Raw genomic sequence first — 14,292 nt, 5'->3', positions numbered from 1 at the left:
AGCCTAGACCTGCGTCGCGTCCGCAGGCTCGTAGCTGCGGTACTCTCCCGACAGCACGTGATCCATCCACTCCTGGTTGTCCAGATACCAGCGGATAGTGCGCACGATGCCGTCCTCGAAGGCCGTCTCCGGCTCCCAGCCGATCTCCTCGCGAATCTTGTCCGGCGCGATGCCGTAGCGGCGATCGTGTCCCTTGCGATCTTCCACAAACGAGATGAGTTCTTCGGTAATGGCCGCGTCCCCCGTGGCAGCGGCGCACTCTTCGATGATCTTCCCGACAATGAACAGGTTCGGCCGCTCGTTGTGGCCGCCCACGTTGTACACCTCGCCCACGCGGCCCCTCTCGAGCACCATGTCGACAGCCTTGCAGTGGTCCTCCACAAACAGCCAGTCGCGCACGTTCAAGCCGTCGCCGTACACCGGCAGCTTCTCGTGGGCGAGCGAGTTGCGGATCATAAGCGGAATGAGCTTCTCGGGAAACTGGAAGGGGCCGTAGTTGTTCGAGCAGCGCGTGACCAGCACGGGCATCCCGTAGGTGTCGTGGTAGGCCAGGGCGAACTGGTCGGCCGCGGCCTTGCTGGCCGAATAGGGGCTGTGGGGACAAAGCGGCGTGTCCTCGCGGAAGAAAGCCTCGGGGTCATCCAAAGGCAGCGAGCCGTACACCTCGTCGGTGCCCACCTGCAGGAAGCGCTTGCCCGGCAGCCAGGTGCCGTCGGCGCGCTCCCACGTGTGGCGAGCGGCGTTCAGCATGGAAACCGCGCCGAGCACATTGGTGTCGGCGAAGGCGCCCGGATCCAAGATAGAGCGGTCCACATGACTTTCGGCGGCGAAGTTCACCACGTAATCGGGGTCGTAGTCTTCCATAAGCCCGGCAATACGCTCGGTGTCGCGAATGTCGGCCTGCACGAAGATGTGGCGCGGATCGCCCTCAATGGAGCGCAGGTTCTCGCGGTTGCCCGCATAGGTGAGCGCATCCACGTTCACAATGCGAATGTCGTCGTACTTCCCCAGCATATACAGCACGAAATTCGAGCCGATGAATCCGGCCCCGCCGGTAACCAGATAGGTCTTCAACGCACAACTCCTTGCCCGGGGCCGCATAAGCCCCGCCTCCCATCACTGTCGAGCATCCCGCAGGCGCTACTGCGCACCGCCCTCACGGGCGATACTCATAAGGTAGCGCCCGTAGGCGGTCTTCTTCAGCCCCTCGCCCAGGGCCATCAGATGCGCCACATCGATGAACCCACGGCGGTAGGCGATCTCCTCCAAGCAGGCAATGTAGAAGCCCTGGCGCGATTGCACTGCCTCCACATATTCGGCGGCCTTCAGCAGCCCCTCGGGCGTGCCGGTGTCGAGCCACGCCATGCCACGGCCCATCAGCTCCACGCGCAAGTCGCCCGTTTCCAGATAGGCGCTGTTCACCGCCGTGATCTCCTTCTCGCCGCGCGCCGAGGGCTCAACAGCGGCAGCAATGTCGCACACGCGGTTGTCGTAGAAGTACAGCCCCGGCACCGCGAAGTTCGATTTAGGCGCCTCCGGCTTCTCCTCAATGCCGATGACATGCCCGGCCTCGTCGAATTCCACAACCCCGAAGGCGCGCGCATCGGCCACGGGGTATCCGAACACCACCGCGCCGCCCTTCTGCTCCACCTTGCGGCGGGCACTTACAAGCGTGGCCGTCAGGTCCTGGCCGTGGAACATGTTGTCGCCGAGTACAAGCGCCACGTTGTCGTCGCCGATGAAATCGCGGCCGATGACGAAGGCCTCGGCCAGGCCGTCGGGATGCTCTTGCACCGCATAGGACAGCTCCATGCCCAAATCAGATCCGTCGCCAAGCAGCTTCTCGAAGCCGCCGATGTCCTGGGGCGTGGAAATGATGAGCACCTCGCGAATGCCCGCCAGCATGAGCACGCTTAAGGGGTAGTACACCAGCGGCTTGTCGTAGATAGGCAAGAGCTGCTTGCTCACCGCCTTGGTAATGGGATACAGGCGCGTGCCCGATCCGCCGGCCAATACAATGCCCTTCATAGCGCCTTCCTTCGCAGTACTCTCGTTGAACCGTGCTTTCATCGCACGGCGACAGCCTTTTGGGCGACGCCGAGCGCTCCAATCTTATCGATTATAGCCGTTCCCTTGGCACTCTAAGGGTTCTTCGCTTTGTCGATACATTTTGTTAAGAAAAGGAAAGGCGCAGAGCGCCACCCCTAATCTTCTGCCCCAATCTGGTGGAAAGACACCGCATACAACATCTTGCTCTCGCCGCTGGGCTTTTGCGGATCCACGGGAATCTCAAGATCGACGAACGACTCGACCCGCGCCCCGCAGTGCTCTTCGAGATAGCGCCGCACGTGCTCGATCGTCTCTCGTTTCGAAGTGACGAAGCGCACGTCGCGGCGTTCCACCAAGCTCCGCAGAGGGTTGGCTACGCCGATCTCCTCGTCATGGCGCGCCTTCAGCGCAGAACCGGTCGTCCAGCCGCCTGCAAAGGCCGTGTGCTCCATAAACGAGCGGGGCGGGAGACTTCTATAGCGCAACTCCTGCTCGGCGAAGGCGAAGGCCAACGGATCCCAAACACTCACGCCTCCCGCATCGCGAAATGCCGTAACCAGCGGACGAGAATCGGCAAACTGGCTTTCCTGCTGGAACTGCTCGAGGGCGCGCACGTTCATCGTAGGGCCGTACCACACCGTAAGAATACCCAACGCCAGCGATAGCACCGCGACCCCGAGGACTGTCGCCGCCAAGGCGCCTCGACGGCCGCAGGGATTGCGCTTTCCGGCGCTGCGGCCGCTCTGCGGCGGAAGAGTCGGCGAGGGCGGCAAAGCGAGAAAACACGCGATGACGGGCATCAACGAGAACATCCACGCCGGATACTCGACGCGTATCGGAAACCGCCCCGTCCACCTAAAGTAAACGCACACCGCGAAACACGTCACAGCGGACAAAGCCAGCCAGCCGAAAGCCCTCCGCCCTCCCCGCAAGCCGACGACGACGCCAACAAGCACCAGGGCCGCCAACAGCGCAATACGATCCGAAAGCAGAGCGCGCGCCTCGTCCTTGAGGGCGCGAACCATCGTAGCGCCTTTGTCTTCGGCCGCCACATTCGCTACCGCCTGCAGGCGCTCCGCCGTGAAGAAATCGGGGTCGGCAGTGACCCAATGGGTCATGCACCAGTAGTCGTTTTCCGATACCCTCAACTCATCAAGCTCCGATGCGATGTCGTCGTACGGCTTCACCGGGTAATCGCAGAGCTGGGATCGCGCATGACTGTACTGCTGCCATGAGGCCAACTCCGGCGCGGTCCACACCGCCTGGTTGTAAAGGAAGAGACCGCCCGTCACGGCGAGCACAAGGGCGGCGGAGACGCCGACACGCACGACCAGCTTCCGGCCAGCAGCCGTGCGGCTCCTCGCCGCCGAGAGCACCGGAACGGCAAGAGCGACGAGAAAGAAGGGCAGCGAGAGAAGGAAGACGCTAGAGCGCCACATAAAGCCGAGCGCGGCGAGGGCAATGCCGGCGCAAGCCGGCAGGGGACGCCCCCTGTATACCGCGTACGCTATAAGCACCTCTCCGGAGAAAACGCACAGAGCGCCCACCACTGTGAAATTGGCCGAAACCGTGCAAAGCGGGTAAATGAGAAACGACAGGAAGCCAATGACAGTCAGCGAAACGGCCGGCGGCACCGAGCGTAGAAGAACAAACACTGCGGCGAAGAGCGCAACCAGCGCGGAGAGCCGCTCGATGAGCAGAGTCCAATTGATTGCCGGGAAGGCAAGATTCAATCCGTAGAGAGCGTTGTTCAGCAGCGCATTGGTGAAGGGGCACTGGCCGCTGTCGGGATACAGCCCCGACAGTACCATGGCGATGCCCAAATCATCATCGGGTCCGCGTCCGACGTCGTTGAAAATAAGCAGCACCGAGAGCGCCACGGCAAGAGTTGCCGCCGCCGCGCAGCACCAGCTGGCACCGCACGGTGCCGCGCACGAAGCATCGCTCCCCCACCGCCCAAACGCCTCTCGCGCCCTTTGAAGCAGGGAGTCCACCTCTGCACCGCCTAATCGCGCAAATAGGCCATCAGGTTGCCGTACATGCCCAGCAGGTCCACCTGGGGCTGCCAGCCCAGCGCCTTAAGAGCCGACACGTCCAAAGGCAGATGGTGCTCGGGCGGATACGGCGCGTTCGGATCCAGCTCCAGGCGCACCTGAGCCGCGGGCGCAAATTCCGCGAGCACCGCCTCGGCCATGCCGCGCACCGAGGAGTAGGTAGCCGGGTTCGCCACATTGTAGGCGCGCCCCGCTGCACCGGAGAGCAGCACTGCGAGAAGCCCGCGCACCGCATCGGCGATGTAGACGTACATGCGAGTGCTCGCGCCAGTCGTCTTCAGCACCACGTCGTCGCCGGCCAGGGCAGCCCGGGCGATCATGGCGAAGATGCGCTTGTCGTCTTTCGGAATGCCCGGCCCGAAGGTCTGGGCCAGGCGCGCCACCTTGGCCGACACCGCGTACTCGGACGCGTAAGCCGCGCAGTACAACTCGGCCATGCGCTTGCCCTCCGGATAGCAGCTGCGCACCGAGAGCGGATCCACATAACCCACGTCGCCCTCGCCGAGCGGGTGGTCGAGGCCCGGCGCGGCGTTGCCGTCGCCGTACACCTCCATGCTGGACACGTACACGAACGAGCGCGCATCGCACAGGCGCGCCGCTTCCAGCATGTTCACCGTACCCCCCACAATGGCCTGGGCCGTTTCCACCGGCCGGTTCATGAAGAACTGGGAGGCGGTGGGGCAGGCCGCGTGCACGAAGTAATCGGCCGCGCAGGCCTCGGGCGCCACGGCGGCCACATCGCCTTCTACAAAGGAAAGCCCGTCATCGGTGCCGTAGCCAGCGAACACCGCCTCGGCCTTGGCCCGGTCGCGCACAAGCGCCCGCACGGCAATCCCTGAGCCCGCAATCCGGTTGCGCTCCAGGAGGGCCCGCACGAGCGCCGAGCCCACCAGGCCCGTCGCGCCGGTCACGAATACCGAAGAGCCCTCGAGCCCGACCCAATCGACGTCATCTGCCTGCGCGATGGCCCGCGCCTCTTCCCGTACATCAAACATGGCTCAGCTCCCTTGCCGGCTACAGGCCGAATATCTGCGAATTCTCCCGCGCGTCCACGAAAGCACGGAAGATGTAGAAATCCGACGGCGTGGTGATCTTGATATTCTCCGGCGTGCCCTCCACCGTGTACAGGGAATGCCCGAAGTGGCGCATCATGCTGGCCGAGTCGATGAAGTCCCCCAGCCCCTCGGCCTCAGCGCGCTCGTGGGCGGCATACAGCTCGCCCAGGTTGAAGCACTGGGGCGCCTTGGCCAGACGGCACACCGAGCGGTCGATCACGTTCACGATCTCGCCGTCCTCCTCCTGCACGATGGTCTCGATGGCCGGGGTCACCGTAATGGCGCTCCCCCGCTCGGCCACCGATCGAATGCAATCGGAGATGGTCTCGGGCCGCACGAGCGGACGAACCCCGTCGTGCACGAGCACCGTAGCGCCAGGGCCGGCCTTCTCTATGAGCGCGTCCAACCCGTGGCGAATGGACTCCTGCCCTGTAGCACCGCCGGGTACCACGGCCACCACCTTGGCGATGTCGTAGTGCGCGAGCTTCTTCTGCAAAAACGGAATCCAGTCCTCCAGGCACACCACCGCGATGGCGTCGATGTCGGGATGATTCTCGAACACCTCGATGGTGTACAGGATGATGGGCTTGCCGTGCAGCTCCAGAAACTGCTTGGGCCGGGTCCTCGTGTTCATACGCTGGCCGGTGCCACCGGCAAAGATAAGGGCTGTGTTCACCAATCGCCTCCACATCGATACCTTACCGTTCACCCACAAGATACCAGACGCTCGATGGCCTATCATCCTTCTCGCCGTATCCAAAGATAAAAGGTATAATTGCTTGATACGCACTATGGCGCCGCCACGATCGCAAGGAATGCCTGCCTATGGCCCCCCACAAAAAAATCCGCATCCTCTTGCTCACCAATCGCGACTCAGACAACCTGGGTGATCAGGTCATTGAGGCGTGCGACATCTCCCTGCTGGAAGCAGCCATGGAAAACCTCGGCTGCACCCGGGACCAGTACAAGATCGTTAGCCGCGCCGCTGGCGTAGTTTTTCGCAAGTACCTCGACAACAGCGATCTCAAAGGGCGCGAACGGGCGCGCAAGCTCATCGCAAACGCCGATATCGTCGTGTTCGGCGGGGCGCCACTGTTCAACTTTCAGTACCAGATCTTCGCCGAGAGAACCGCCCTCACCGTGCGGGTCGCCGAGGAATTCGCAACTCCCGTGCTGTTCTCCGCCATCGGCATCGAGGGCTACGACGAGGAGAATCCGAAGTGCATCGAATTGCGCGATGCCCTTGCGCTCGATTGCGTCAAGGCCATCAGCACCCGCGACGACTTCGAGGCCCTTGAGTGCTACACACGCGGCCTGTCGATCCCCATTGCAAAAGTTGCTGACCCCGCGGTATTTTCCGAGCAGGTGTTCGCACCGTTTTTGGCTTCAGGGCGCACGGACAAGATCGGAATCTTCGTCATGCGCTCGAACGCCTTCACCGACAACGGCATCGATTTCGATCGCGCCGCTGCTACGAAACTCTGGACCGATCTCGCGCACAACCTTGATGCGCAGGGAATCGACTACGAGTTCATCACAAGCGGCCACTTCGGCGATGAAGCCTTCATGGATTATCTGATCCGCAATCACGGCATTCCTGCCTCGAAATGCGTATTCGCCATGAATACTCCCGAGAAGCTTGCCGAGGCCATCTCCTCCTACAGGGCAATCGTCTCTTGCCGACTGCACCCAAGCATCATCGCCTACTCACTCGGCGTTCCCTCGCTCGGCATTATATGGAACGACAAGGTCAGGCACTTCTACGAGTCAACGAACCAAACAGACCGGCTCATCGACCCCGGCACCGAGGCAGCTGCCAAGATTGCCCGGCGTCTTTCGGACGAGAGCCTCTCCCCTCTAGCCAAAGACGAAACCTACCTCGCTAGCGTCTACGACTTCCTTTTCCGGCAGATCAAGGCCATTCTGGCTCCTGATGAGAACATTGAGCCCTACCCCTTGGCCAACCTCTGCGACATCCTTGTCCCTTATGCCGGGACAACGAAAGAAGAGCACGAGGAGAAGCTACGACGCAAGATGAGACGTGCCTACGGCAAATACAACGAGCTGTTTGATCGGCAGGCCGAGATGCAGCCGAAGAAGCGCACAACCCTGCTCGATCAACTCCGAAACGCCACCGCGCGCTTTCGACGCAATGGCCAAGCCTCCGAGTAGCCGCCCCCAGCAAACGAAAGGCCACCTGTGAACATCGGACTGATCTCCATCAACATGTACACCAAAGGGCTGAATTTCGCCTGCCCGCTCCACACCTTCGCATTCCAGCAATTCCTGCGTGACAATGGCGTGGAAACCACTATCATCGACTACAAGCCCGTCTACTATGGCAACTTCGACCTACGCCATCCGGCTGACTTTTACGAACGGCTCTGCGCTCACCGCGAACGCACCGGAAATCTCGATCGCATCGACGAGCTGAGATCCAAGCGCGACGGCTATCGGGCGCTCTACCACGAGCGCGAGGTTCGCTACGACAAGTTCCAGAAGTTCATCGACGAGCATTATGTCAAAACCGACGCGTGCTACGACTCCGATCTCCTCGAGGTGAGGGACCCTGGGTTCGACTGCTACATTTGCGTAACCGACGTCATTTGGAAGAAGGAACCCCAGAAGGGCTTCGACCGGGGATTCTTCCTTGCCTCGAAGGCCATGGAGGGCAAGAAGAAGATCGCCTACGCCGCAAGCCGCGGGGTTTTCTTCGCCGAGAATGAGCACGACGAGGAGCAGTTCTTCGGCTATCTGAGCGACATCGACTACATTGGCGTGCGAGAGGAGAGCCTCAAGGACTACATCGAGGACCATATGGACAAGGACGTCTCGTTGGTGCTCGACCCCGTCATGCTCAATGACCGCTCGCTCTACGACGATATGGCCGTCAAGCCCGAAGAAGGGGGATATCTTTTCGTCTACTACGTCATGGAGCAGGCCGAGGACACCCTTGAGCAGGCGGCCGCCTATGCCCGAGCCCACAACCTGAAGATTGTGGAAGCCACCGACCGGCCCATTCCGCAGGGAAAACTCTCGAAATACAAGGACCTCGACGTTACCTACCGCTACGATATCGGCATCGAGGAATGGCTCGGATACTTCAAATACGCCGACGTGGTCTTCACCAATTCCTTTCATGCCTCCTGCTTCAGCATCCTTTTCGAAAAAGAGTTCTACGTCGGCTCGCGCAACGGAGACAAGGTGACGAACGTCCTGAAACAGTTCGGACTGGAGAATCGCCGGTTCAACAAAGACACGAATCTCCTGGATCCGCCCCTCGCGCCCATCGATTACGAGACGGTGGGCGCCATTCTGAGGGCTAAGCGGCAGGAGTCCTCGGACTTCATCCTCAATGCCATACACAATCTCGAGGACGCCGAGAAGGAGCCCATCGACTACCGGGCCCTCAAGAAGCGCGTAACCTACCCCATCCTCTACAACACCAAGCTCAAGAAAGAACTGTTCACTTGGGACTATCCCGAGGATAAGGGCGTCGTGAAGAAGCTGAAGAGCGGCTCTTTCGAATTTGTTCCCACAAACGCGGAAATGTCCAACACAGGCAAGAGCCACCTTGCCGAGAACCACTTTGCCCTGAAGGGCTGGCGCTTTAAGGGCTGGAACGTGCGGGTAAAGATAGACAACCGCTGGTTCTGGCTGATGGAGGACGGTTCCCTCCAACTCAAAGACAAGAAAAGCGCCGAAGACGGAAAGGCGCGCGCGTTGCTGGGAGACGGTGCCGCCCTCCCCTTTGTTGACGTCGGCCACATCGATGTGGCCGTGGCCGAAGGCGTTTGGGAGCAGACTCTCAGCACGCGGATCAAGAGGAAACTCCGCCACATGCTGAAGCACCGATAGCTTACAAGCCGTTTCACCGGCCCGCAGGCCAACAACCTCCTCGGCAAGAAGAAGGCCCCGTCGCCTCCAAGTGAACTGCGTCCCAAAACCTGGACGAATTAGTAAGGACTAAGCTGCTAAGGACTGATTTCGGAATTCCTCCGGAGTCAGTCCTTTCAGTTTAACCTGTCGTCTCCTCGTATTCCAATGAACGATGTAAGCGTCCAGATCTTTCTTGAACTCTTCGAAGGTGGCCCATTTCCGACCCTTGAAGAACTCGTCTTTGATATGACCGAAGATCTGCTCGGTAGCCCCGTTGTCGATGCAGTTGCCCTTTCCCGACATGCTCTGCACGATGCCGTGCTCTCTCAGCCGCTCGGCCCAGGCCCTCTGCTGGTACTGCCAGCCCATGTCCGAGTGCAGGATCGGCGTCGCGCCCTTCGGCATCCTGGAGAAAAGCTGATCGAGGATATCGTGCTGCTGGGCCATGCTCGCGCTCTTCGACACCGACCACGCTATTGTCTCCTTGCTCCCGAAGTCGTATATCGGCGCGAGATAGGCCTTGCCCCACGCCTGCTTGAACTCCGTGACGTCGGTGCCCATCTTCTGCCAAGGGCCCTCCGCTCCGAAGTCGCGCCCCAGCACGTTCTCGAAGGTCTCGCCGACGAGGCCTTTGTACGAATTGTACTTGCGATAGTCGGTTTCGCGGCGGATGCCGCAGCTGATCCCCATCTCGTGCATGACCTTCAACACCGTCTTGTCCGCGATGCGCGCGCCGCGCTCGGCGCGCAGGCACATGGCGATCTGCCGATGTCCGCAGCCGTTGGGAGTCCGTGAGAATATCTCGCTTATGGCGTCCCATAGCTCCGGTCGGGTCGGCGCCTTCGGATGCGACAGCGCGTAGTAGTAGCTCGATCGCGCCATCTCCGCCGCTTCCAGCAGATCAGCGAGCGGGTAATGCCCTGAGAGCGCGGCTACGGCCGCTGCCTTCTCCCGGTTCGAAGGCTCTTCTCCGCCCTCAGGGCCGCCAATTTTTTTAGGTAGGCGTTCTCCGCCTCGAGCTTTCGGACGCGGGCCTCGAGCTCTTGCTCGCGAGTCGGCTCCTCCTTCGCCGTGCTGCTTCTTCTGGGCCGGCCCTTCGGCTTCGGTCTCAGCGCCTCAGCGCCGCCCTCCCGATACGCTTTGCACCACTTGAGGAGCGCCGACCTCGAGGCTATGCCGAAAGACGCCATGGCATCGGGGACCTTCTCGCCGTCCTCGACCACCGCTTTCGCGGCGGCCAGCTTCTGCTCGTAGGTGTATCTGACCTGTCGTCCGCCCATCTGCAGCAATCCGTCCAATCCAACAGCGCCGAACTTGTAGCACCATTGTTTCGCAACGGAAGGAGGAAGCGCTAGGACGGTCGCGGCCGCGTGATACCCATAGCCCTCCTCGAAGAGCTCCGCTGCGGCCCTGCGGACATCGACGTCGTATCTGATCCTAAGGTCTGATGGCATAAAGAAGCCTCCCATTTCTCGTGTCCAAGAAATGGGAGGCAGTACAAAGCGACGGGGCCTTCTATTCACGCAGCCGGCGTTCGAGCGCCTAGAGACGTTAGGCTTTCTTGGTGCCCGAGATGGCCACCTTACCGGAAGCGATCTTAGCCCCCTTGCCCGCAATCTTATTGGACTTCACGACAATCTTGTACTTCTTCGTCTTAGCATCGATGTAGATGGCGTTGCCCTTGCATTTCTTAATCACGTTCTTAGAGATCGTGGCTTTGATCTTCCCCGAGTAGAACGAGATGCCCCGCGTGCCGCCACTCGTGATGGTGTTGCCGGTTATCGACTTCACCTTGGAGGTGGGCTTCACGAAAATGCCCGAATCCTTCGGCTTTGTGATCTTGTTCTTGCTGATGGCATTGGCCGTAGAGGACTCGATGAAAATACCGTACTTCTTAGGAGAGGAGATGGTATTGCCGTCGATCTTCGCAACAACGGAGCTCTTGCGCAGGTAGATACCGTGCTGCTTAGGAGAAGTGATCTTGTTGCCCGAGATCACCGTGGCGCGGGATTTCGTGTCGATGGCGATGCCATACTTTCCAGAAGAGGAAATCTTGTTACCCTTGATCGTCTTCGCCTTGGAATTATCGGACACGTAGATGCCGTTGGTCTTGATCTTCGCAATAGTGTTTTTGTTGATAGCGTTGTCGGCACAGTGGTCGATAGTCTGGACGCCGTAGTAGTTCGCGCCGCCCGACCGAGAGCCAGTGTAGGTTATTTTATTGCCATCAATGGTGGAGTATTTCACATCGCGGAAACGAATGCCATGACCAGCCGTTGTGATCGTGTTGCGGGTCACGGTCACGCCTCCAATGAAATGATCGCCCTTCGGAATGGCATCCATCTGACTCGTCTTCTTCATTGCCTTGGTCAGGTAAGTACCCTTGACCACAATAGCCTCGTTCTCAAAGCCGCTATGAGGATCCTTGCCCTTAGAGATGATCGTGTTATCCGAAATAACGATGTTCTGGTTCCGAGAGGGCTTCACAAAGCCGCTGGAATAGCGCGAAGAGGTCTTGCCCTCGGCAGCAATGCTCTTCGAGAAGAACATGCCCTGCTCTCCGATGGAGTTGACGGCGATGCCGCGAGGAGCACTATTGATCGTGTTGCCGGTAATCTTCAGATTGACCGTGTTGTAGAACTCAATGGCAACGGTATCAATGCCCGTGAACGTACAGTTGGTGACCGCGATGTTGTCCATGGGATTGTTGTACACGCCCGTATGGCTTCCCACACCTCGCGGCACATTCCTGAACGTGCAGCGATCGACAACGACGTTCTTCATCGTCAGATCCTCGGCACGGTAGGTCGGGAAGTGGGTCTTGTTCAGAATGTCGATCTGCAGTGCCTCGGGGCTCATGGCCTTGGCGGCGCTCGCATTGTTGCGCGTCTGATCCTGGAACGTACAGCCGATAAAACGCAGGCCGTCGATGCCGGCCACCTCCACAAGGTGAGAGTCCCGAGCATTCTTGAAGACGACGTTGTTGAAGGCGACGTTTTTGGCATGGGCCGCCTTCATGACGGTGCTATTCGTCTTGTTGCCGTCAAACACACCGCCATTCACGACAATATTCTGATAGTAGTAGCCCGTCTTCCTGTCGTCGCTCTCGCCCACACGAAGCATGTTGCAACCGGCATTGGCATTCAACTTGAAGGTAACGCCAGCGAGATTGAGGGTGGTATTGCTATTCAGTTTAAGGCTCCGATCGAGCGCATAGGTGCCCCTGGGCACCGTAACGACGTACGGATTGGCTGCCGTACCCTTGCTGGCAGCCTTATCCAGCTCGGCCTGAATCGCTCGCGCGGCGTTGCGGTCGCTTGCCATGTTGACCGTCACCGAATCGGCGAAGGCCAGAGCAGGAGCTGTGGCGAGCAGGCAACAGGCCGCCATAGCGCCCAGCGCGAAAACCGAAACACGCTTTGCAAGTACTCCCATGTCTTTCTCCTCTCGTAAACGAATCCATGAGAATTCTAACATGCGCCGGATAGCTATTCCATATTGGCCTCTCGTCAATATCCTGACGAATCCCTTTACCATCTGGAGCGATGGCAATTATCGCCAGACGGCGGCATCGGCGGAGGATCACCATAGTTTTTCATCAGACACCAAAGCGCAACTCGCACACCAAGCTGCGTAACGTATAATGGGCAAGTTGTCCTTCATGATGGCTTCGCCCCAACCAGAACTGCTAGGAGACTGAGTTGATATTCTCAAGCGCCACGTTCCTGCTGGCCTTCCTACCCCTGTTCCTCATCGCTTACTTCGTTATCCCCTGGAGGCCGGCCAAAAACGTCGTGCTCCTTCTTGCCTCGCTTCTCTTCTACGCCTGGGGAGAGCCCGTCTACATTTGGCTCATGGTATTCTCCATGACGATCAACTGGGCCGGCGGCGTAGCGCTCTCTTCCTCTCGCTGCGAAGGTGCTGCGACACGCAAGCTCATCCTAGCAGCAACCCTCGTGATCGACCTGGGCATTCTGGGCTTTTTCAAATACGAGGGCTTTATTGCAGAGAATATTAACGCGCTGCTGGGAGCAAACCTCATCCCCGATTATGAGCTGCCGCTGCCCATCGGCATCTCCTTCTACACGTTGCAGGCCGTGTCCTACGTCATCGACGTCTACCGCAAAGACACCTGCGCCCAGAAGAACCCCCTTTATCTCGGCATGTACATCGCCATGTTCCCCCAGCTTGTCGCTGGCCCCATCGTCCGATATTCGGATATCGAGGACCAGATAGATGACCGCCATGTCACCCTTGCGGGCTTCTGCGCGGGAATCCGCCTGTTCTGCATCGGACTTGGCAAGAAGGTCCTTCTCGCCAACACCGTGGCCATCCTGGCCACCGACATGCTCTCTTCCGGAGGCGCCTCCATCGGAGCTATCGGCGCCTGGGCAGGACTAGCGGCCTATTCGTTCCAGATATTCTTCGACTTCGGGGGCTATTCCGATATGGCTATCGGCATGGGAAAGATGATGGGCTTCAACTACCCTCGAAACTTCAACTATCCCTATATATCCCACAGCGCCACGGAATTCTGGCGGCGGTGGCACATGACGCTTGGCGGCTTCTTCCGCGACTATGTGTACATTCCCCTCGGAGGAAATCGCAGCTCCCAAGGTCGCTGGGTGTTCAACATCGCGGTTGTCTGGGGACTCACGGGCATCTGGCACGGGGCAGCCTGGAATTTCCTGCTGTGGGGCCTATACTACGGCGCCCTGCTCATATGCGAGAAGTTGTTCCTGCTCAAGGCACTTGACCGTCTACCATCGGCCATCCGACGCCTTTGGTGCATTGCCGTATTCATGTTCGGCTGGCTCATCTTCTGGATTGAGGATCCCGCGGTATTTACCGAGTATGTCGCCGCCATGTTCGGCGCCTTTGGCTTCACGGGATCATCGAGCCTCTGGGCGCTTGGCGCATGGGAGTACTGGCCGCTGCTCATTCCCTGTGTACTTGCCTCCACTCCTCTCGTGCCCCAGCTGCGCGAATGCCTCGTTGCCTGGGCGTGCCGTCGCCCTGCAACAAATGTTGTGCAGACGGGGCTAGCTGCCCAAAAATGCAAGGTGTCCGATCTCCAGTGCGACAACGAGGCTTGGCTCGGAGAAGTGGCAGACGCATACCCCTCCAAACAGCGCTCCCTCACCGTACGCGCCGTTTTTACACTAACGGACATCGCATGCCTTACCATGCTCTGCCTCTCGGTCATTTCAGTTATCTCCGGATCCTTCAACCCCTTCATCTATTTCCGATTCTAA

11 protein-coding genes are annotated in these 14,292 nt (G+C 59.6%); 3 read left to right on the top strand and 8 right to left on the bottom strand.

The window, feature by feature from the left end; genetic code table 11:
* Nucleotides 1-3 precede the first annotated feature (3 nt).
* From rfbB to ispD, 5 genes are all read right to left on the bottom strand, one after another.
* A complete protein-coding gene (rfbB, locus tag C811_RS04975; protein ID WP_022926362.1) occupies nt 4-1,074 on the bottom strand; it encodes a dTDP-glucose 4,6-dehydratase in 1,071 nt (356 codons plus the stop codon).
* A 66-nt stretch (nt 1,075-1,140) separates the two neighbouring features.
* Nucleotides 1,141-2,028, bottom strand: coding sequence for a glucose-1-phosphate thymidylyltransferase RfbA (gene rfbA, locus C811_RS04970; RefSeq protein ID WP_016308390.1), 888 nt, complete (start codon nt 2,026-2,028; stop codon nt 1,141-1,143).
* Between the two features lie 176 nt (nt 2,029-2,204).
* Nucleotides 2,205-3,929, bottom strand: coding sequence for a hypothetical protein (locus C811_RS04965; RefSeq protein WP_156997039.1), 1,725 nt, complete (start codon nt 3,927-3,929; stop codon nt 2,205-2,207).
* Nucleotides 3,930-4,054: 125 nt separating this feature from the next.
* Nucleotides 4,055-5,098, bottom strand: coding sequence for an NAD-dependent epimerase/dehydratase family protein (locus C811_RS04960; RefSeq protein ID WP_016308388.1), 1,044 nt, complete (start codon nt 5,096-5,098; stop codon nt 4,055-4,057).
* 19 nt (nt 5,099-5,117) lie between these two features.
* Nucleotides 5,118-5,834, bottom strand: coding sequence for a 2-C-methyl-D-erythritol 4-phosphate cytidylyltransferase (gene ispD / locus C811_RS04955; protein WP_016308387.1), 717 nt, complete (start codon nt 5,832-5,834; stop codon nt 5,118-5,120).
* 149 nt (nt 5,835-5,983) lie between these two features.
* Here ispD and C811_RS04950 point away from each other — a divergent pair, with 149 nt between their 5' ends.
* Both C811_RS04950 and C811_RS04945 read left to right on the top strand, forming a co-directional pair.
* On the top strand, nt 5,984-7,330 hold the full coding sequence (locus tag C811_RS04950; protein WP_016308386.1) for a polysaccharide pyruvyl transferase family protein: 1,347 nt from the start codon (nt 5,984-5,986) through the stop codon (nt 7,328-7,330).
* A gap of 27 nt (nt 7,331-7,357) precedes the next feature.
* Nucleotides 7,358-9,016 carry a polysaccharide pyruvyl transferase family protein gene (locus C811_RS04945; protein ID WP_016308385.1) on the top strand — a complete coding sequence of 553 codons (1,659 nt, stop codon included), beginning with the start codon at nt 7,358-7,360 and terminating at the stop codon, nt 9,014-9,016.
* 108 nt (nt 9,017-9,124) lie between these two features.
* Here C811_RS04945 and C811_RS04940 read toward each other — a convergent pair whose 3' ends face one another.
* From C811_RS04940 to C811_RS04930, 3 genes are all read right to left on the bottom strand, one after another.
* A complete protein-coding gene (locus tag C811_RS04940; protein ID WP_156997038.1) occupies nt 9,125-10,027 on the bottom strand; it encodes an IS3 family transposase in 903 nt (300 codons plus the stop codon).
* On the bottom strand, nt 9,970-10,491 hold the full coding sequence (locus C811_RS04935; RefSeq protein ID WP_016308383.1) for a helix-turn-helix domain-containing protein: 522 nt from the start codon (nt 10,489-10,491) through the stop codon (nt 9,970-9,972). Before C811_RS04935 ends, C811_RS04940 begins: the two co-directional genes overlap by 58 nt.
* 97 nt (nt 10,492-10,588) lie before the next feature.
* Nucleotides 10,589-12,472 carry a right-handed parallel beta-helix repeat-containing protein gene (locus tag C811_RS04930; protein WP_016308382.1) on the bottom strand — a complete coding sequence of 628 codons (1,884 nt, stop codon included), beginning with the start codon at nt 12,470-12,472 and terminating at the stop codon, nt 10,589-10,591.
* A gap of 266 nt (nt 12,473-12,738) precedes the next feature.
* Between C811_RS04930 and C811_RS04925 the strand changes: the two genes are divergently transcribed.
* Nucleotides 12,739-14,292 (top strand): MBOAT family O-acyltransferase, encoded by a 1,554-nt coding sequence (locus tag C811_RS04925; RefSeq protein WP_016308381.1) that lies wholly within the window; start codon nt 12,739-12,741, stop codon nt 14,290-14,292.

This window comes from Adlercreutzia caecimuris B7 (genome assembly GCF_000403355.2).
GTDB classification, from domain to species: domain Bacteria; phylum Actinomycetota; class Coriobacteriia; order Coriobacteriales; family Eggerthellaceae; genus Adlercreutzia; species Adlercreutzia caecimuris.
Note: the sequence above shows the minus strand (reverse complement) of the source record. Positions and strands in the feature narration are given on the sequence as shown.

Excerpts from the sequence above, each read along its gene's own strand:
- rfbA (WP_016308390.1), bottom strand. The coding sequence starts at position 2,028 with ATGAAGGGCATTGTATTGGCCGGCGGATCGGGCACGCGCCTGTATCCC.
- C811_RS04960 (WP_016308388.1), bottom strand. The coding sequence starts at position 5,098 with ATGTTTGATGTACGGGAAGAGGCGCGGGCCATCGCGCAGGCAGATGAC.
- C811_RS04950 (WP_016308386.1), top strand. The coding sequence starts at position 5,984 with ATGGCCCCCCACAAAAAAATCCGCATCCTCTTGCTCACCAATCGCGAC.
- C811_RS04935 (WP_016308383.1), bottom strand. The coding sequence starts at position 10,491 with ATGCCATCAGACCTTAGGATCAGATACGACGTCGATGTCCGCAGGGCC.
- C811_RS04930 (WP_016308382.1), bottom strand. The coding sequence starts at position 12,472 with ATGGGAGTACTTGCAAAGCGTGTTTCGGTTTTCGCGCTGGGCGCTATG.